This is a genomic window from Cognatiyoonia sp. IB215182 (genome assembly GCF_033963905.1).
In the GTDB taxonomy this organism is placed as follows: domain Bacteria; phylum Pseudomonadota; class Alphaproteobacteria; order Rhodobacterales; family Rhodobacteraceae; genus Yoonia.
This window is the reverse complement of sequence record NZ_JAXBMB010000010.1, coordinates 65625-84643: the sequence shown is the minus strand read 5'-3', so window position 1 is coordinate 84643 and position 19019 is coordinate 65625. Positions and strand designations below refer to the sequence as shown.

Here is a 19019-nt window from a genome sequence, read left to right as displayed (position 1 = left end):
GCAACAGACAGTGTTTAAAAGGAGTCAAAAGGGCAGGTTCGGGCAAGAATTGTGACGCTTGCACGGCATGATAGAGTGCGATGCCATCTAGCATTGCTATGGTTGCGTGTTTGCTCAAACACCGACAGACTGATCAATAATCGCGCTCAAAGAAGATGCCCAGGCTGGTCTCGCCATCCTGATCAACGCTGCCTTTTGCCGTGATGTCGCGTGACAGGTCGAGATTGAGGTTGATTTCGGTCTCGCCCTCGCTGGTCACGGTGACATCTGTATAGACATTGTCCGAGATGTAGCGCCCCGCGCGGACGGCGGTCTGGCCTTCCTCGTCCGTTGTGATGTCCAGATCATCAAGACCCACATTGCGGCGCAAGCGGTCAAACGCGCCGCCGCCGCGCCCGGCCAATGTGCTGATGGCCGATGCAAGCTGGACCGCCTGCAATGGGCTGATGCTGGACAGATCGCGACCAAAGATCAGCTGCGACAACACTTCGTCTTGCGGCAGCTCCGGCACCGATTCAAACCGCACTTCAGGTTCGCCTGCTGGTCCCTCTACAATGATGTTGATGACAGTGCCGCTATCCGTTTCGGTTGTGGCGACCAATCTGAGAAAGGGATTGAAGTCACCTTCCAGTGTGGCGGTGCCTTCAGTGAGTTCAAAACGCTGTTGCAGGATATCGATCCGACCGCGAATAAGCGAAAATCGCCCTACAGGGATCACATTGGCGGATGTTCCGCCAATCCGCAGGTTGCCGCCAAGCTCTGCATCAAGACCCCGCCCACGGATAAAAATTCGCCCCGGTGCAGCGATGCGGATATCAAGCGGATAGGCCCGGCGCGCCCGTCGTTGGGCGCCCTGTTCACCATTTCCGTCAGCACTGACCAAAGCGTCGGCACGTGCCAGCGTTTGCCGTACTTCGTTGTTTGCACCAAGATGGATCACGTCGGGCAACTCGCCCAAGGTGCTGATGGCAGAGGATGGCACGCGGACGTTTGTCTCACCCAGTTCCAGCCGGCCCACGACCCGTGCGCCACCTTGAAGCGGACCGTTGAGCGTGACGGTCCCGTCGATCGAACTGCGATACAGTTGGCGGTTCTGCAGGATCATATTGTTCAGCCGCAAAGTGACGTCCGCATTGTTCGGCGGTGCCATTGCGATGGGGCCGTTGATCGTGATGCCGCCGCCGCTTTCCACACGCGCTTGCAGGTCGATCTGGGCGGTTCCCGCATTTAGCCCGATCTGCCCGGTGATGTTTTCCAGTGCTTCGCCCAGATTGGGCGCGGCCAGCCGTCCATCACTAAAGGTGATCTGGCCGCGCAGCGCATCCAGCGTCGGCGGCCCCACTACTTGAAGATCAAAATTGGCTAAACCGCTCAATCGGCGGGGATCAAGGATGCGGTTGGCCAGCGCGAGCAGGACACTTCCATCGACATTCAGATCGAGGTTGCCGTCGGCTAGATACTGGCCAGCGACGTTTGCGGACAGGCCACCGGGGCCGGTAGCGGTCGCATCGACACCCCAATTGCCCGCGTCGTCCAGCGATGCGCTTCCCGTGGCGCGGATGGGGCCGCTAACCTGATCCGTCAGCACCCCGACGTTGCGCAGACTGGCGTTAAACAGCCCCTCGCCAAAACCCGCTGCACCATTCAGGGCACCCACTATGGAGACCTCGCGCGTTGAGATTTCAAGCGTGCGCACCGCAAGGATCCCGTCAGATTGGCCAAGCTGCGCGTTGATGCGGCCCGTCCCTGCAAGCAAGGGATCAATTGTGGGATTGCCGACGGAAAGGTCGGTACTCTGTAGCCGGATTTGCGCGTCAAAACTGCTTAGATCGGGCAGCGTCTCGCCACTGGCGGTCAGATCAATGGAACCGTCTACGGGCTGACCGATCAAAGGCGCATAGGTGCCGAGATTGGCCACCTGCGCGGTCAGATCACCGGCGATCCGGTAATCCTGATGTGCGATTGTTCCGTCAAAGGCGACATCGGTTTCAGGCCCCGTCAGCCGCAAAGCGGCTTGTGTGGCCTCATTCTCGGCAGGCGAAGCGATGAGCGTCAGGCGGATGGGGCCTGACAGAGTTGGATCAAGCAAAGCTGCGTCGTTGATCTGAAACGCTAGATCGGCGCTGTTCTCACCATCGCGACTGACCGCAGCATCGCCCGTTGCCTGCAAGGCAGGCGAGCGCAGCGACAGGTTGCTGAGCTGTAGGCTGTTTGCCGTGGGGCGCGCAACCTCGGTACTGAACAGCGTCACGCCACGCAGGAAGGGGTCTAGCCGGTCAATGCCCGTGACAATATTGCGCGTCCTACCCGTGAGGTTGAGATCAAAGCGCAGAACGTCCGTCAGCACTACGCCATTGATACCAAGATTGGCGGCGCCTTGGAGCGGCTGCCCTGTCAATGCGGCAAACCGGCTGAGATCACGTGCATTCAGATCAATGTCCAGATTGACGGTCTGTCCTGTCTCAGTTGGGCTGACGATGCCGCTGGTGGTAAACTCCGAGGCCGCTGCATCACCGGTCAGCGCAAAGGTGATCTCGCCAGTCTCGGACGTATCGACCTGCCCCGCGATCCGGGCAGGGCCAGTGAGCATGGGCACGATCTGGCCAAGCTCACCCACATTCGCATCGATCTGCCCCGTGATGCCATCGCTCGTGATCTCGGCATTGGCGTCCAAGGTGGCGGCATCCGTGCGGATGTTCAACACCTCCAGTCGTGTGCCCTCTGTGTCGCGGACAAAGGATGCGCTGATGTCGCCAGTGCCTGCCAACACGCGGTCAGCTTCTGGGATGCCGATGCGCAGGTCGTTGGTCTGGCCCGTCGCAACGATACTGAACAGCCCCTCGAGCGGCGTGATATTGGCGAGGATGCCGAGCTCGGCGCCGCCACCAATCTCTTGCCCGACCAATGTCGAGAACCGCTCCAGTCCCGCTATGCGCGCGTTGAGCGTGGCATTGGTGCGAAAGCCTGCATCCGGGCCGGCGATAGTGGCGACGGCGGTTGCATCGAGGCCTGCGCCTTGCAGCGTCAGGCGGCTGATCTCGGTCTCACCGCCTTCGGTGCGCGAGGCGACGAAATCACCGGTAATTGCGCTGCCAAATGCCTCTGCCGCGCCCGCATCATCTAACCGCAGACCGTCTGCACCATATTGTAGGTTTGCCGTCACCTCGCCGATCCTAGCCCCCTCACCGGGGCGCAAGATCCCACCGCCTTGCAGGCGCAATTGATCGATGCCAAGGCCGGGGCGGTCGAAGCCGTCAATTGTGATATTGGCGCGCCAATCGTCGGAAACCCGGTTGTCGTAGGCGATGGTCAGGTCCATCCCGTCCACGAAGGTGCGCGGGCCCGAAAGCGGCAGAAGAACCGGCGCATTTCCATCCGGCGTGATGGCACCCGTCAGGTCAATCAGCGCTGGCCAGCCTTGCGCGCCGATCTGCAACGCGCCAGACAGTGTCACCCGACCGGCATCAAGTGCCAGCTCGGGGATATCAACGCTCCCGTCATTGCTCTGTAATGCGCGGGCAACAAGCTGGGCGTCGGTGCCAAAAAAGCCCCGATAAGCCGGCGCGAAGAGGGGTGAAATGTCGCCGCCCACATCCAGCGCGATGGTGCGACCGGCGTCGGTCTCGGTCAGGCCGAAGTCGCCCGTTAATCGGTCCTGCCCATCTGTTGCAATCGCAAGCGTGGCGGCAAAATCATCGAGCGGGGCGTTCCCCTCAATCGACAGCCCAACAGCAGGTTGTCCCGGCAATCCGATGATCCGCGCAGCGATGCCATCCGGCCCCTCTTCGAGGTTCAGCAGGATATCAAGGTTGCGCGTCGCATTGACATAGGCGCCGTCGATCTCAAATCGGCCCTGCCTGTCGTCCAGCCGCAAAGCCGTGACGTTGGCCGCGCCTTCACCCCCGCTAAGCTGCGCCGTGCCGGTCAGGCTGACCGCAATCGGTTCACCCAGAAATCCCTCACCCAGTTCGATCCGGTCGATGTTCAGGACATCAAGCGATATGCTCACCGGCAGTTCAGGCAGCGAGAATGGCTGTGCCTCGGGCGACGGGCCGGTATTCTCCGATACAGGCGGGCGAGCGACGACGATACGTTCCGCGCTGAGTTCCTGCACATCAATGGCCCCGCGAAAAAGCGCCGCGCGGTTCCAACTGAGCACGATGTCTTCGAGTGTCAGCCATACGCCTTCGGTATCGGCCACCGTCAGCACATCAATGGTCGCGCGCGAACTCAGCGCGCCCTGAAATCCGATGATGCTGACTTCGCGGCTGACGCCGGAGAGGTTATCTTCGATCAGGCTCGTCAGATAGCTTTTGTCCTGCTCTTCCTGACTTTGCGCCATCAGATGAAGTGGCCAAAAGAGAAGCCATATGATCGCCAGAACCCTCAAAATGCCTGCCCAATCCCCACATAGACTTGCAAATCTTCGCCCACGTCGTCGCCGCTGGCCTGCGTGGCAAGGTCCAGCCGGATCGGGCCGATGCCGGTATCATACCGCAGACCAAAACCCGCTCCGGCATGCCAGTCACCTGTCTCAAAGGGTAGCGCCGTATCACCCACCTGGCCAATGTCGTAAAACGTCACAAGAGAGATGTTGCGCCGCACGCGAAACCGCGCTTCGAGTTGCAGGCCCGCAAAAGACGTGCCGCCCGAGGTGATGACCTCGCCATCTTCGATGCGGTCAATCCCCAAGTCGTTGTACGGTTGTCCCCTAACCGTGCCGCCTCCACCGGAATAGAAAAGGAAGTCCGCTGGCGCCTCATCCACGCCGGCGCTCAGGACGCTGCCAAACTGCCCCCGCGCGGCAAGCGTGACCTGCGCTTCTTCGCCAAAGCTGTAATAGCCGCGCGTGTCGGCAAAGAACCTCGCGCCATTAACGTCGCCTACAACGCTGACAAACGGGGTGAGCGATGCGTTCAGGAAATAACCTTCGGTCGCATCCGTCGGTTCATCGCGACGTTCCAGCGTGGCGTCCAGTGGCAGGGTCAGCAAGGTGTATTCGCGCGTGCCTGCATCCGTTTCTTCGCGCGCGGTCAAAAGACCCAGTGCCGCGCTGACCGTCAGATCGTCGGTCAGACGGCGCGAGAACCCCACCTCGACCGAGGCACTATCCAGCAGAAATTCCGGCTCATCCTCGCGCGCAAGTTCGGACCGGATGAAGAAATCTGTATCGGGGTTGAACGTCGCGGGGCGGCTGAAGGTGCCGCGCAGCCGATAATCCGCACCACCGGTTTGCCCGTCGATCCCTGCAATCTCACCATCGATGCGCAGCCGTTCTGCGCCGCCCAGCCAGTTCCGGTGCATCCAGAATGCGGATAGGGTCCAGCCGTCGATCGTGGATACTTCAATCCCCAGACCGTTGCGGCGCGGCCGCGATTCTCTGACTTGGGCATTGATATCAATCGTGCCGTCTGCGTTGGCCTCGTCAGCCTCGCGCAGGGCAACGCTGTCAAAGGCGCCAGCGCGACGCAAGCGCTGCTCGGCCTTTGCGATCTCTTCGGGCGAATAGACCTCTCCCTTTGGCAATCCTGCGATTTCTTCAATGCGCTCGGTGCGCACATCGTCATTGCCGCTGATATTTAGTTCGCCAAACCGCAAGCGCGGACCGGTATCAAGGGTGACATTCACATCCAGCTTGCGGTCATCGTGCCGCGCGACAACGCGCTGGTCCGCCACTTCCACCTTTGGATAGCCAAGATCGCGCCATGCGCTCAGACCGCCACTGACAGCGGCCTCGACCCGTTCCGTGCGGGCAGTCCGCCGCGGGCCAAGATCGGCGGGCAGCGTCGTGCACGGGGGCAGGGGTGCAATGACCACGTCACCGAAGGAGAAACGCGGGCCCGCATCCACGCGGATCACAACCTCATCCACGGTCACGGGCGCATCAAGCGGGTCGATATTTGCGGCCTCAACACCGTTCACCGTGATTGAGATTGTGCCGCCATAACGCCCTTCGGCATAAAGCGCCGTCAGCAGGCGCCGGTAATCGGCGCGGGCTGCGGCCACATAATCCTGCGGATCAGCGTCGTCATCCAGGGCGCGCAAAAGCGATGCCGCGTTTAGCGCATCACGGGCATTGTCGGCAATCAGTCGCACGTCTTGCGCAGAGGCGGAGCCTGCCAAAAGAACGGCCATGCACGACATCCAGATCGCTGGCCTTGCCGGTTTTGGCGTTTGTGATCCCACCGCACCCTCGCACTTGTTTTGCCCTGTCTACCCAAGGCGAAAGATGATGGCCATTCACTTCTCTGGGCCGGCAGAGCGTCTTAACCTGCCGCGACAAACGGATCTGTCGGGTATCGAACGGTGGCTAGATAAAGACCTTGGGGCGGGCTAACGGGGCCGCAGGCTGCGCGGTCTTTGGCGGCAAGGGCCGCGCCCACGTCATCGGGATGCCACGCGCCGGCACCCACCCTTTCCAGCGTGCCCACAAAGCTGCGGACCTGATTGTGCAGGAAAGACCGCGCCCGTACGTGAAACCTGTATTCGGTGCCGACCGCGCGTGAAACCACCTCAATCCGTAACTCATCAAGCGTTTTGACCGGGCTTTTGGCCTGACAGATCGAGGAGCGGAAGGTCGTGAAATCATGTTGGCCGAGCAAGTGGTCCGCACCCGCCTGCATCGCGGCTGCATCAAGTGTGTGGTTGACGCGCCACATCTGCCCAGCCTCGGATGTCAGTGGTGCCCGGCGGGATATCAGGCGGAACAGGTATTGCCGCTCAACCGCATCGAAGCGGGCATGCCAATCCTCGGCCACGATTGCACAATCAAGGATTGCCACTGGATCGGGCTTCAGATGGTAATTGAGCGCTTCGGACAGTCGAAACGGGTCCCAATCCCGCGTCAGATCGCAATGGGCCACCTGACCGGTTGCGTGTACGCCCGCATCTGTTCGCCCAGCTGCCGCAATCGTGTGCTCGCCCGGTTCCAGCTTGGCCAATGCCTGCTCAATCGCGCCCTGGACGGAGGGGCGATGGCTCTGCCTCTGCCAGCCGGAAAACGGGGCGCCGTGGTATTCGACAAGTAAAGCGTAACGGGGCATCTGATCCGATTAGGGGGCGTCTGACGTGAAATCAATCCCTACACATCACCCGCTGGCGCGCCTATCTTGCCGCAAAGCAGGCGAAAGGCGCATCTTTGGTTATCACAACAATTGCCGACCAGATTACCCGGACGGTCGAAGGTGTCAGCGATACGCTGACGGCCCCTTTCTCCGATCCGGTGATCCGGTTGGGTGTGACAGGGCTGAGCCGGGCGGGCAAGACGGTGTTTATCACCTCGCTCGTGGCTAATCTGATGGATCGGGGACGCATGCCGCAGCTTCAAGCGGCGGCAAATGGAGCGATCCAAACGGCCTACTTGCAGCCGCAGCCCGACGATACGGTGCCGCGCTTTAACTATGAAAGTCATCTTGCCCGGTTGACGGCCAAAGAACCGACCTGGCCCGACGGTACGCGCCAGATCAGCGAATTACGTTTGTCGCTGCGCGTACAACCCAGCGGCTTGCTGTCGGGGTTTTCCGGGCCACGGACGGTGCATATCGATATCGTCGATTATCCCGGCGAATGGCTTTTGGATCTGGGGCTGTTGGACCAAAGCTATGCCGAATGGTCAGTCGCGGCACTTGAGCGCGCGCGGGGGCGGCCCGGCGGCGATGATTACGTGGCCCTCGTCGCGGGCGTTGATCCGACCGTCAGGCTGGATGAGCCTGAGGCGCAGGTCTTGGCCGAACGGTTCACCGCGCATCTGCGCGAAGCGCGCGCGGCGGGCTTTTCCGATTGCTCTCCGGGGCGGTTCTTGTTGCCCGGTGATCTGGCAGGATCGCCGGTGCTGACCTTTGCGCCCTTGCCTGATACGCGCACGCCGCGCGGATCATTAGGGCGGGAGTTTGAGCGGCGCTTTGAAAGCTACAAGCGCAATATCATCCGCCCCTTCTTTCGCGACCATTTCGCCAAGATCGACCGGCAGATCGTGCTCGTCGATGTGCTGGGCGCGATCCATGCAGGCCCTGCTACCCTCGACGATTTGCGCAGCGCCATGGCGCGTATCCTTGGCGCATTTCGGCCCGGCAAGAACGCCTTTCTCACGCGCATCTTTCAGGGGCGGCGGGTGGAGAAGATCCTTTTTGCAGCCACCAAAGCCGACCATCTGCACCACAGCCAGCACGCCCAACTGACCGCCATTACCCAGGCCCTTTTGCGCGAAGCGAAAGATCGCGCCGATTTCGCGGGCGCGCAGACGGCCGCGATGTCGATTGCCGCTTTGCGCACCACGGTAGAGGAAACCGTTGATCATCGCGACGGGCCTTTGGATGTCGTGCGCGGGCGGCTTTTGGAGAACGGCAAACAGGCGGCATTCTATCCCGGCAAGCTGCCTGATGATCCGGCGCATCTGCTGGGTCCCGCGCGGAATGGATTGCAAAAGTGGCTGGATGCGGATTACAGCATCATGAATTTCGCACCCGCCCCGCTGACCCTGCGGCCCGGTGACGGGCCACCGCATATCCGGCTCGACAAGGCCGCGCAGTTCTTGCTGGGGGATCGGCTGTGATCCTGCGGGCTGCGAAGGAGGCGGATATCGCACCGATTGCCCGCATCGTGGGAGATTGGCGGGCTGACACGCCCTACATCCCCGATCTGCATAGCCGGGAAGAGGACCTCGCCTTCATCCGGGGTGTGGTGGCGTCGCAAGACGTTGTTGTGGCAGAGGAGCATGGCACTGTGCAGGGTTTCATCGCGCGAGATGATGACGAGATCAGCCAACTATTCCTCGCGTCCGCAGCAAGGGGGCAGGGCATTGGCAGTGCCTTGTTATCGCAGATGAAGGCCCGCGTTGCACATCTGGCACTGTGGTGTTTTCAGGCCAATACCGGCGCGCGTCGTTTTTACACACGGCACGGCTTTAAGGTCGCGTTCATGACTGGCGGCCAGGACAATGCCGAACGACAGCCCGATATCCGTTACCAGTGGAGCCGATCTTCATGAGCCGTGGTCCCGTTCTTATTGATCTAGAAGATGCCGAGGCCGCACAGCCCGCCTTGGCGCCGGCCGTACCCGAAGAGGATGAGTTGGCGCAGGGCGAAGCGATGCAGAAGGTCGCGGCACTTGCCACGCGCCGTGCATCGCCGCTTGCGCGTTGGTTCTGGTCATTAGCGCTGGCGCTGACCGGCTTTGTCGTTTCCTTGGCGGCGTGGGACTATGTGACCGGACTGCTCGCGCGGTCGCCGCTGTTGGGTGGGATTGCGACGGTGCTGATTGGGTTGATCCTGGTGATCCTGATCATCGCGGCGATACGGGAACTGGCCGCCTTTGGCCGGTTGCGCAAACTGGACGCGGTGCAGCGTCAGGCCAATGCCGCGCTGGAAACCCAAGATCTTAAAGCGGCCCGCGCGGTCGTGACTGCCCTGGAACAGCTATACAAGGATCGCGCGGACGCATCCTGGGGTCGTGCGGAGTTAAAGCAAGCGCGGGAAGAGGTTTTGGACGCAGACGGGCTGATTGGCCGGGCCGAGACGGCGTTGCTGGCCCCACTTGACGCACGCGCCGCGCGGGAAATAGAGGCCGCTGCCCGGCAGGTTGCCACCGTGACCGCGATCGTCCCCTTGGCCCTCGCGGATGTGTTTGCGGCACTCACCGCCAATCTGCGGATGATCCGGCGCGTGGCCGAGATCTATGGCGGTCGGTCGGGAACGCTGGGCAGTTGGCGCCTGACGCGGACGGTGCTGACCCATCTGGTGGCGACAGGTGCTGTAGCCGTGGGCGATGATCTGATCGGGTCTGTGGCAGGGGGTGGCATGCTCTCCAAAGTCTCGCGTCGATTTGGTGAGGGGGTGATCAATGGTGCCCTGACTGCGCGCGTGGGCGTTGCCGCGATTGAGGTTTGTCGCCCATTGCCTTTCCACGCAACACAACGCCCCTCGGTCACAACGCTCGTCCGGCACGCGCTGACCGGGCTGTTTTCGCCGCGCTAGTGAAAGCGCGGCGCGGGTCCGAGCGGCAGCAGCCCCATTGACATGAAGCCGTCCCGAAAGGTGATCGGCACGACCAAGACGCCGTCAGCATCAACCATGCCGCGCGCCATGTTGGATAATGTCGGCGCGACGCCTTGATCGATCACGCCCATCGCCACGCACAAGTCGATGATGGTCTGCCATTCAGCGGTACGGAAAGTGATGCGCCCGCCTGGCACGCCGGTCGCATCTACGTCGAACGCCCCCGTGGCCTGCAGGCCAATATCGCCCCAGCGCATGTCGAACTGGTGCAGCACGATCCGTTCTGGCACGGGTTGGTCGTTTGGATCTGCAAATGTGTGGCGATCCAACGTCCTGTCCAATGTGATCGCGGCGTCGAGCGCAACCTGATCAACCACATTTGCCAGCGTCCCAGTTGGATCAACTTGCTGAACCACGGAAATGGGGAAGGTGATGCCGCTTGCAGTCACATCAAGATCATAGGTGCGATCCTGATCCTGCGTAGCGGTGAGCGCACCTGTCGCACTGTCAAGACTGGCCTGCCAACCGGCATCCGCGCGAATGCGTGTCTCCTTCGCTGTGATGTGTGCGGCATCAAATTGCAGCGCCATGTTGAATTGCGTCGCTGCCGTTAGTTCCAGCACATCGCTTTCAATCTGGAAGGACTGATCACCAAGGCGCAGTGTCTGCGTATTGGGTAGTTCGGCGGCAAGGCGGGTTGGCTGCAGGCTCGGCGCGGAAAGGCGCAGATTGGGTGCCTGCCATGCCCAAACGTTCCCGGCCGCCACAACGTCTATGTCGCGACCTTGCAGGTCAAAATCGCCTGGAAAACCCGAGGTCTCCAGCGTTTCAAAGTCAACCTGCCAGCCCTCGGCGCGGGCTTGTGTCACGCCCTCCCGGATCGCCTGATCAAGCGTCCGGGTCACGCCGAACCAGTAGCCGCTGTAAAGCAGCACCAAAATCAGGGTCCAGATGATCAACCGGGCCATCCGCGTCCTCCATCATCGCGCTGCGAGGGATGTAGCGCGATGGTGGGCGCGACGCTACCGGGTCGCCTTTCGACCCGCTGCTTCGAGCGAAATGATGACACTCAGCCCCCCATGGTCGGTTGACCGGGACAATGTCACCATACCGCCATAGGCCTGGGCGAGATCATCGACAATAGCCAAGCCAAGACCCGTGCCGGGTTTGGCAGTGTCAAGGCGCTGGCCGCTTTGGGTGGCCTTTGGCTTATCTTCTTCCGCGATACCGGGCCCGTCATCTTCGATGGTGATCACGATGCGGTCGGCGTCGCGTCGCGCGGAAAGATGGACGTGCCCGTTCGAGAACTTCACCGCATTGTCCAACAGATTGCCGGTGATCTCTTCGAGGTCGCTTTTGTCGATCCGGACACGCAGTCCGGGCGCGATATCTGATGATAAGGTCCGCCCCGCATTCCGCGCCAGCGCGGTAAAGGCGCGGACCATCCGCGTCAGTGTCTCGGTCGCGTCGGTGATGACGGGCATGGCATTCTGGGTGTCATCCGCCCGCATCCGCGCAAATGAGCGTTTGAGTTGTGCATCAAGCGTATCCAGGGCGGTCATAGCGTCACTCACATCCTGGCCTTTGGCCTGTAACGCGCCCAGTTCATTACGCATAATGGCAGACGGTGTCTTGATCGCATGTGCAAGGTCAGCGGCCTGCCTGCGCGACCGGCCAATGATTTCCTGATTGCGTTTTAGCAGCGTGTTGATGTCAGTCACCAACGGTGCGACCTCAACCGGATAGGCCGAGGCTTGCATCCCGTCGACGTCATCCCAGCGCTTCATCACATCAGCGCGCAGGGCATTCAGGGGTTGCAGAACGACGGTGACCTGAACCAGAGCACCGACAACTCCGATCATGCAGATGATGAGAAAGGCAAAAAGCAGGGTTCGCCGCAAATTGGCGATATTCGCATCAAGATCATCGATATTGGACGCAACCTGCACATGCCAGTTCGATCCGTCATCCAAGGTCAGCCACTGTGCGATGCCAAACAGGTTTTCGCCGTTGGGGCCAGTGAATTCACTTACCTCCACATTTTCACCGGTTCTGTCGGCGCGTGGCAGCAGCGTTTCCACCAAAGAAGGAGATGTCAGCAACAGGCCCTGATCGTTCTCAATTTGCCAATACTGTCCTGAAAAGGGCCGCGCATAGGCTGGATCGCTCAAGCGGCGTATCAGGGCGTCGGGATTGCCGCTGTAATTGCCAACGGCCACCAGCACCTGCACATGCTGGTTGGTCACCTGATCTGCAAAGCGCTGTTTAGTCGCCGAAAGCGTGTAGGACCATAGCCCGGCAAGGCCCAGCACAATTGTCACCGCGGCCCACAACATGCCGCCGGCAACAGCACGGCGGCGCAGCGAGATCATGCTGCCGCTTTGATGACGTAGCCGCGGCCTCGGACCGTTTCTATGAGGTCATTGCCAAGCTTTTTGCGCAAACGGTTCACGAATACGGCAATCGTATTGGAATCCCTGTCGCCGTCAAATTGGTAGATATGCTCTGAGAGTTCGGTGCGTGACACCAGGCGCCCGGAATTGTGGAAGAGGTACGACAGCACCGCCACTTCCTGCGCGGTCAGGTTCTTGGGAATACCATTCACCGTGACCTGATTATTGCGGCTGTCAAAGCTCACGTCATCCTTGTGGAACACCGGATTTGTCTGACCTGCCTTGCGCCGGATCATCGCACGGACACGTGCGGAAAGCTCGGGCATGTGAAAGGGCTTGGTCAGGTAATCGTCGGCACCGGCGTCCAGCCCGTCAACACGATCTGACCAATCGTTACGCGCCGTAAGGATAATAACCGGAGTATCAACACCAGTGGCCCGCAAATGCTTCAGGACAGTAATCCCGTCCCGTTCGGGCAGGCCGATATCTAGAATAATGACGTCATATGGCTCTGTTTCGGCCAGAAATTGTGCTTCGATTCCGTTAGGGGCCACGTCAACGACGCGGCCTTCGGACTTCATCACACTTCGGATTTGATCGGCGAGCACGGGCTCGTCTTCGGCAAGCAAGATACGCATGGGACGGGTGTAGAAGTCACTGGTGGCAGAAGTTTGACGATAATTTGGCCCGCGTGTTGCAGATCACCTGTCGCGGCCCTTGCCATTGCCACCGCCATTGCCGTTATTGCCGCCCCCGCCGTTGCCGTTGTTGCCGCCGTTGCCGTTATTGCCGCCGCCGCCGTTGCCGTTATTGCCGCCGCCGCCGCCGTTGCCGTTGTTGCCGCCGCCCCCGTTGCCGTTGTTGCCGCCGCCCCCGTTGCCATTGCCGCCGCCGCCATTGCCCGGATTGTTGCGATTTGGCGCGGTGCTGTTTTCATTCCCAGCGGATGATTGTGGCAATCTGCGCGCAAGGTCAGAGACTTCGCGTCCAACCGGTGTCGATGGCATGATTACGCGACCGCTATCCCCTTCCAGCATGATCGCGCCCAAGCCGCCGTCATCGTTCCTGACCAAAATCCGATAGGCAACGGCGCCGTCTACTTCGAACGCGCGGACATCAACGACGGAACCGCCGGTATAGTCTTCCACCCCATCAATCAGACGGTATGACGCAATCGCACGATCGTTTGTGACCGCGTCGCGCAATTCTGAAGATGACAGCTCACGTACGTCAGCATTTCCAGAACACGGAATGACACAGACGACGAGAAGGGCAGCCAGGCGATGTCTCATGAGTGTATTGGCTCGTGATCAGCGGGGCAGATCGCTGTTCAGAGCGAATTACTGCTAGTCTGGCCAGCGCGACGAACCGCTCACCGCGCGCGCATTGCTGTCCAGTCGGTCAAGTATTTCGTCAACCTGAGGGAAACGGGCATCGGACCTGACGATTTCGGAGCGAGCGAAATCGACCATATGCACATTCGTGTCAGCGTTGTCAGTTCGCGATGTCGGCGATTGCGTGCTAGCTGTGCCGGTCGGACAGCCCAGATAGCTGCTGTCATCGTCTTGAAAGAACCTGCGTACGTCTAACATTTCCACTCCTTTACCGACACAACAGGTGCTTTGACCTGCTCACTCAGTGACCCCACGGACACTATGCCGACACAGGTATGAACTGAGAGATAACATGCCATTCATCCTGGGTTCATCTTCGTGCTGAGGTGCTTGGAGGGCTGTTTAGTTTTGCCACTTTGAGTTTATCATATTGATTTTAAATGTTAAATTTTGAGCGCGTTTGGCCGATGTCAGCCTCTTTTCGGTGGCGCTATTTTGCAACAATCCACAGGTTAAGGTTGTGTTAACCTATTTGATGCAGCCCTTAATTTCAGAGCAACCACGATCTGATCCGAATCGCCGTGTTAGCTGGCGTTGACAATGGGGTGGTGCGGCGGTCCTTTGGGTCACCATGTTGCGTCAAATGCCAACGATCACCGCAACGCGTGCCGGGTTTTCCTGGGACGTCCCAGAGCATTACAACATCGGCGTTGATATCTGCGACAAGCACGCGGAACGCGATCCCGATGCGATAGCGATTGTCGATGTCTTGCCAGATGGATCGGCGACCGAACACTCCTTTGGATCCTTGCGCGATTTCTCGAACCAGCTGGCCCATGTTCTGTCGGAGGATTGTGAGCGAGGTGATCGGATTGCAGTGCTCTTGCCGCAGTGCGTGGAAACCGCCGTGGCACATATTGCCATCAGCAAGATGGGTGGGATTGCTTTACCGCTGTTCACGCTTTTTGGTCCCGATGCGCTTTTGCACCGGCTGCAAGACTCTGGCGCAAAGGTCCTGATCACCAATGCAGAGGGAATGGAGAAGATCGGCGCGTTGCGGAATGGGTTGCCAGCGCTGCGGACAATCCTGTCGATCGAGGGCGGCACTTGCGAAGGTCTCTACCCCCGCTGCGCTGGGCAGTCCAGGGACTTCACACCTGTCAACACACGCGCCGACGATCCTGCGCTACTCATCTATACCTCCGGGACAACCGGCGCACCGAAGGGTGCATTGCATGCCCATCGCGTCTTGCTGGGCCATTTGCCCGGCGTGGAGATGAGCCACGATTTCTTTCCTCAGCCCGGTGATCGCATTTGGACCCCGGCGGATTGGGCATGGATTGGCGGCTTGCTGGATGTGCTGATGCCCGCCTTGCATCATGGTGTCCCGGTGGTCGCGTGCCGGTTTGAAAAGTTTACGGCATGGGCCGCCTTCGACCTGATCCGTAATCATGGCATCCGCAATGCATTCTTGCCGCCAACGGCGCTCAAGCTCATGCGGCTGGACACACCCGACGTTCCCGTGCCGATGCGGTCGGTCGCGAGCGGGGGCGAAACGCTGGGTAAAGAGCTGATCGCCTGGGGGCAGCAGGTCTTTGGCACAACGATCAACGAATTCTACGGCCAAACGGAATGCAACATGATCGTCTCGTCCTGTACGGCGCTCGCCCCGGCAGAGCCGGGCGTGATGGGCTTTGCGGTGCCGGGCCATGTGGTTGACGTGATTGATGAAACTGCGGGCCGGTTCTGCGAAACGGACGAAGAGGGCAGCATCGCTGTCAAGGCACCGGACCCGGTGATGTTCCTGCGCTACTGGAACCGGCCCGAGGCGACAGCAGAGAAATTCGTCAAAATCGCTGGCGATGAGTGGCTGCTGACAGGCGACAAAGGGGCCAAGACAGAGTCCGGGCGTATCCGGTTCATCGGTCGCGACGACGATATCATCAGCTCCGGCGGTTACCGCATCGGCCCGGCGGAGATTGAGGATTGTCTGATCACCCATCCTGCCGTGCAAATGGCTGGCGTTGTGGGGATGCCCGATGCGATCCGGGGTTCTGTCGTGGCGGCCTATATCCAATTGACCAAGGGTCATGCCCCATCTGGCGTGCTTGCCAAGGACATCGCTGCCCATGTCAAAACGAAACTGGCGGCATATGAATATCCGCGCGTGATCCGCTTTATCGACAACATGCCGCTGACCACGACGGGCAAGATCATTCGCGCAGAGCTGCGCGCACGCGCCGAGGCCGAAGCGCGACGCAACGGAACGGACACCTCCGTTTGACAACCCCCCCGCATCGGCAAAAGCTGCCGGCGGGAGGACAAATCATGCAAAGCGACGTGGTGATTATTGGCGGCGGTCTGGCGGGACTTGTGGCAGCGCATGAACTGGTCGAACGGGGCAAGACCGTCACGATCCTCGATCAGGAAGGGCGACAGAACCTCGGCGGGCAGGCATTCTGGTCGCTAGGTGGGCTCTTCATGATCGACACGCCCGAACAGCGGCGCATGCGGGTGAAGGACAGCTATGCACTCGCCGCCAATGATTGGTTGGGCTCCGCGCAATTTGATCGGCCAGAAGATCACTGGCCAAGGCAATGGGCCACGGCCTATCTGGATTTCGCCGCCGGCGAAATGCGGCCATGGCTTTATAGCCTTGGGATGCGCTGGTTTCCGATTGTTGGCTGGGCGGAGCGTGGCGGCAGTTTTGCGAATGGTCACGGCAATTCGATCCCCCGTTTTCATATCACATGGGGGACAGGCCCCGGTGTGCTCAAGCCATTTGAAGAGCGTGTCTTGGAGGCGGAGAAGACAGGAAAGGTCACGTTCGGCTTCCGCCACCGGGTGACTGGTTTTGACATCACAAACGGGAAGGTCGCCGGTGTCTCGGGTGAGATCTTGGCCGTCGACGACGCGGTGCGCGGTGCCGCAACAAACCGTGAGGTTGTCGACCGCTTTGACATCAAGGCGGATCAGGTGATCGTCACTTCCGGCGGGATCGGTGGGAATTTCGACCTTGTCCGGCGCAATTGGGACGCCTCGAAATCCGGTCCTTTACCGGAAAAGATGGTGTCGGGCGTGCCCGAACATGTGGACGGGCTGTTGCTTGACATCCTCAAGGACTCTGGTGGCGAGCTGATCAATACTGACCGGATGTGGCATTACACCGAAGGCGTGCAGAACTGGGACCCGATCTGGCCGAAACATGGGATTCGAATTCTGCCCGGACCGTCCTCGATGTGGTTTGACGCGACGGGTGACAGGCTGCCTGCGCCGTGCATGCCGGGGTTCGACACGATGTCGACACTGCATGAGATCTGCAGGCGCGGCTATGACCACACATGGTTCGTGCTGACCCAAAAGATCATCGAAAAGGAATTTGCGCTTTCAGGATCCGAGCAAAATCCCGACCTAACGGGTGGAACATGGCGCGGTGTACTGCGTGAGAGATTAGGCAAGGGCGCTACGGCCGCAGTTGAGGCGTTCAAGGAGAAGGGCGAGGACTTCGTCGTCGCCAATGATTTCGACACGCTTATCGGTGGCATGAACCAGCTTGGCGGCAATCTGATCGACGCGGCCAAGCTGCGCGCCCAGATTGACGCGCGCGATGCGCAAATCGACAATCCCTTCACCAAGGACGCACAGATCACCGCCATTCGCACGGCCCGCAATTATCTGGGTGACAAGCTGATCCGGACGGCCAAGCCGCACAAGATACTTGATCCGTCCAACGGCCCGCTGATCGCTGTTAAACTGCACGTCGTCACGCGCAAGACCTTGGGCGGTATTCATACCGACCTTGACGGCCGGGTTTTTGCGCCCGGCGGGCAGACAATTGATGGGCTCTACGCGGCCGGTGAGGCGGCCGGTTTCGGTGGCGGTGGCTATCACGGCAACAACGCGCTTGAGGGCACATTTCTGGGCGGATGCATCCATTCCGGGCGTCGGGCGGGGCGTGCTGCGGGATAGTCCCGTGCGCGATCAATCGACACGACTTGATCGGTCCCGCAGCATTTAAAACAAAAAGGAATCACTATTTCTGGGGCCAATGTGTGAAAACACACATTCCTGCCTCGGCAACGCATTTAAACCCGTTTCGGGAAGTCATCTGTCGTAGCCAGTCAGGAGCCTTACATGTTTGCATTTTCACCTGCCATCCCGTCGCGCAATGACCTGGATTGGTGCTGGTACCTGCGTCGGCAGGGCAAAGCCGGGGAAATGCTCGAAAGGATTCTGCACGACATCGGTGTGATGCATCCCGGCGGATGGGCGGATTGGGCGCCCAGCACGCTAACGGATACCGGCGCGCCAGTGACGCTCACATTTCGCAAGAACGATCAGGGTTTGGAGCTCGTCACAGAGGTCGCCGATCCATCAAGCGATCCGACTAATCGCGTGAACACCGTTTGCCGGATCATGCAGGATCTTGGTGCGGAGCTGCCTTCCGCCGCGTTGCGCGACGTGATCAGCGCGGCTCAAGGCGATGTCCAATTGCGCTACGGTGCGCGGCTGGGTCTGCGTCACGACGGCACCAATTGCGAGGTCATCCTTTACGCGGAATTGCCCGCTGCAGCATGCGACCTTTTGGGCCTTATGTCCCCCGCACCTATCAAACCGGTGCTTGAAGCGGCGGGCGAGACCGCAAAGACAACGATGCTGGCTTACAATGCCACGACAAAAGACATCACGATTTACTGGTTGGTCGAGGGTGCAGATCGCACCATCCTCCCCAAGTTGGCGGCTCCGGCGGCGGTATCTCATGACGCGCTGTCCCGGGCGATTGACGAGATGACAACTGCTTCCTCAGGGCCGGAGCTGCCAACACAAAAAATGGGTTTCAGCTACACCACGAAAGCCGCTGGCGGCACGCCGGAGCTCAACCTCTATTTCTCGGCCAAGCATCTGCTTGGTGATGACGATGAGGTTGAGCGGCGCGTGCGCGCCTGCGGTGGCGATGAAATCAGCGCTTACACCAATCTGATGGATATCCGTTGCGAGGCGCCGGGCGGACGCGCGCGCCATACGCTGGTGACTGTGACCGCAGATAAGGAGGCTGATCCAACGCTGGCCATCAGCGTTGCCGCACCCTGGCATTGCCCGTTTGAGGTGATGTAGCGGACGACATATCCGGGCTGGGCAACAGCGGCTAGACAACCGCTCTTGCAAATACCGGCTTGGAAGCTGCGTAAAGTGGCCTATAGTCGCACTCCGTCAGGAGGTGCGCTAAATGAGTCTGTCTGCGTGTCATCATCCAAAAACATGGATTGAAAGCCCCCAGCTCGGGCCAAGGTCGTGGGTCA

General features: G+C 60.2%; 14 protein-coding genes. 6 read left to right on the top strand and 8 right to left on the bottom strand.

Translation table 11 applies throughout. From position 1 onward, the window contains the following. Positions 1-133 precede the first annotated feature (133 nt). The 3 genes from SLH47_RS19790 to truA all read right to left on the bottom strand — a co-directional run bounded on the left by SLH47_RS19790 (position 134) and on the right by truA (position 7043). Positions 134-4342, bottom strand: coding sequence for a translocation/assembly module TamB domain-containing protein (locus SLH47_RS19790; protein ID WP_320241970.1), 4209 nt, complete (start codon positions 4340-4342; stop codon positions 134-136). Positions 4343-4386: 44 nt separating this feature from the next. Beyond that, the gene (locus SLH47_RS19785) at positions 4387-6135 is read right to left on the bottom strand and encodes an autotransporter assembly complex family protein (RefSeq protein WP_320241969.1); all 1749 of its coding nucleotides are present in this window, start codon (positions 6133-6135) and stop codon (positions 4387-4389) included. A gap of 131 nt (positions 6136-6266) precedes the next feature. Then, positions 6267-7043 (bottom strand): tRNA pseudouridine(38-40) synthase TruA, encoded by a 777-nt coding sequence (gene truA / locus SLH47_RS19780; protein ID WP_320241967.1) that lies wholly within the window; start codon positions 7041-7043, stop codon positions 6267-6269. Positions 7044-7138: 95 nt separating this feature from the next. Between truA and SLH47_RS19775 the strand changes: the two genes are divergently transcribed. The 3 genes from SLH47_RS19775 to SLH47_RS19765 are packed head-to-tail and all read left to right on the top strand — an operon-like array spanning position 7139 to position 9971. Next, a complete protein-coding gene (locus tag SLH47_RS19775; RefSeq protein WP_320241965.1) occupies positions 7139-8551 on the top strand; it encodes a YcjX family protein in 1413 nt (470 codons plus the stop codon). After that, positions 8548-8985 carry a GNAT family N-acetyltransferase gene (locus tag SLH47_RS19770; protein WP_320241963.1) on the top strand — a complete coding sequence of 146 codons (438 nt, stop codon included), beginning with the start codon at positions 8548-8550 and terminating at the stop codon, positions 8983-8985. Before SLH47_RS19775 ends, SLH47_RS19770 begins: the two co-directional genes overlap by 4 nt. Continuing rightward, positions 8982-9971, top strand: a complete 990-nt coding sequence (locus tag SLH47_RS19765; RefSeq protein ID WP_320241961.1) for a TIGR01620 family protein — start codon at positions 8982-8984, stop codon at positions 9969-9971. The genes SLH47_RS19770 and SLH47_RS19765 overlap by 4 nt, the downstream gene beginning before the upstream one ends. On the opposite strand, the gene SLH47_RS19760 is transcribed toward SLH47_RS19765, so the two are convergent. From SLH47_RS19760 to SLH47_RS19740, 5 genes are all read right to left on the bottom strand, one after another. Then, complete coding sequence (locus tag SLH47_RS19760) at positions 9968-10960, bottom strand: DUF2125 domain-containing protein (RefSeq protein WP_320241959.1); 993 nt, start codon at positions 10958-10960, stop codon at positions 9968-9970. The two genes, SLH47_RS19765 and SLH47_RS19760, sit on opposite strands and share 4 nt — an antisense overlap. Positions 10961-11014: 54 nt before the next feature. Further along, positions 11015-12364: a HAMP domain-containing sensor histidine kinase gene (locus tag SLH47_RS19755; RefSeq protein ID WP_320241957.1), complete on the bottom strand. Its 1350-nt coding sequence runs from the start codon at positions 12362-12364 to the stop codon at positions 11015-11017. Continuing rightward, positions 12361-13023 carry a response regulator transcription factor gene (locus SLH47_RS19750; RefSeq protein WP_320241956.1) on the bottom strand — a complete coding sequence of 221 codons (663 nt, stop codon included), beginning with the start codon at positions 13021-13023 and terminating at the stop codon, positions 12361-12363. Before SLH47_RS19750 ends, SLH47_RS19755 begins: the two co-directional genes overlap by 4 nt. Before the next feature lie 63 nt (positions 13024-13086). Continuing rightward, positions 13087-13677, bottom strand: coding sequence for a hypothetical protein (locus tag SLH47_RS19745; protein ID WP_320241955.1), 591 nt, complete (start codon positions 13675-13677; stop codon positions 13087-13089). 54 nt (positions 13678-13731) lie between these two features. Beyond that, entirely contained in the window at positions 13732-13977 is a 246-nt protein-coding gene (locus SLH47_RS19740; RefSeq protein ID WP_320241954.1) for a hypothetical protein, read from the bottom strand. 373 nt (positions 13978-14350) lie between these two features. On the opposite strand from SLH47_RS19740, the gene SLH47_RS19735 reads away from it, so the two are divergent. From SLH47_RS19735 to SLH47_RS19725, 3 genes are all read left to right on the top strand, one after another. Then, the gene (locus SLH47_RS19735; protein WP_413785659.1) at positions 14351-16003 is read left to right on the top strand and encodes an AMP-binding protein; all 1653 of its coding nucleotides are present in this window, start codon (positions 14351-14353) and stop codon (positions 16001-16003) included. A 44-nt stretch (positions 16004-16047) separates the two neighbouring features. Continuing rightward, complete coding sequence (locus tag SLH47_RS19730) at positions 16048-17688, top strand: FAD-binding dehydrogenase (protein ID WP_320241951.1); 1641 nt, start codon at positions 16048-16050, stop codon at positions 17686-17688. Between the two features lie 165 nt (positions 17689-17853). Beyond that, positions 17854-18834: a hypothetical protein gene (locus SLH47_RS19725; RefSeq protein WP_320241949.1), complete on the top strand. Its 981-nt coding sequence runs from the start codon at positions 17854-17856 to the stop codon at positions 18832-18834. Positions 18835-19019 lie beyond the last annotated feature (185 nt).

Bases quoted from the DNA above. Each gene is read 5' to 3' on its own strand.
- SLH47_RS19740 (WP_320241954.1), bottom strand. From the start codon at position 13,977: ATGTTAGACGTACGCAGGTTCTTTCAAGACGATGACAGCAGCTATCTG.
- SLH47_RS19785 (WP_320241969.1), bottom strand. From the start codon at position 6,135: ATGGCCGTTCTTTTGGCAGGCTCCGCCTCTGCGCAAGACGTGCGACTG.
- SLH47_RS19730 (WP_320241951.1), top strand. From the start codon at position 16,048: ATGCAAAGCGACGTGGTGATTATTGGCGGCGGTCTGGCGGGACTTGTG.
- SLH47_RS19760 (WP_320241959.1), bottom strand. From the start codon at position 10,960: ATGGCCCGGTTGATCATCTGGACCCTGATTTTGGTGCTGCTTTACAGC.
- SLH47_RS19765 (WP_320241961.1), top strand. From the start codon at position 8,982: ATGAGCCGTGGTCCCGTTCTTATTGATCTAGAAGATGCCGAGGCCGCA.
- SLH47_RS19755 (WP_320241957.1), bottom strand. From the start codon at position 12,364: ATGATCTCGCTGCGCCGCCGTGCTGTTGCCGGCGGCATGTTGTGGGCC.
- SLH47_RS19745 (WP_320241955.1), bottom strand. From the start codon at position 13,677: ATGAGACATCGCCTGGCTGCCCTTCTCGTCGTCTGTGTCATTCCGTGT.
- SLH47_RS19750 (WP_320241956.1), bottom strand. From the start codon at position 13,023: ATGCGTATCTTGCTTGCCGAAGACGAGCCCGTGCTCGCCGATCAAATC.
- SLH47_RS19735 (WP_413785659.1), top strand. From the start codon at position 14,351: ATGTTGCGTCAAATGCCAACGATCACCGCAACGCGTGCCGGGTTTTCC.
- SLH47_RS19725 (WP_320241949.1), top strand. From the start codon at position 17,854: ATGTTTGCATTTTCACCTGCCATCCCGTCGCGCAATGACCTGGATTGG.
- SLH47_RS19790 (WP_320241970.1), bottom strand. From the start codon at position 4,342: ATGGCGCAAAGTCAGGAAGAGCAGGACAAAAGCTATCTGACGAGCCTG.
- truA (WP_320241967.1), bottom strand. From the start codon at position 7,043: ATGCCCCGTTACGCTTTACTTGTCGAATACCACGGCGCCCCGTTTTCC.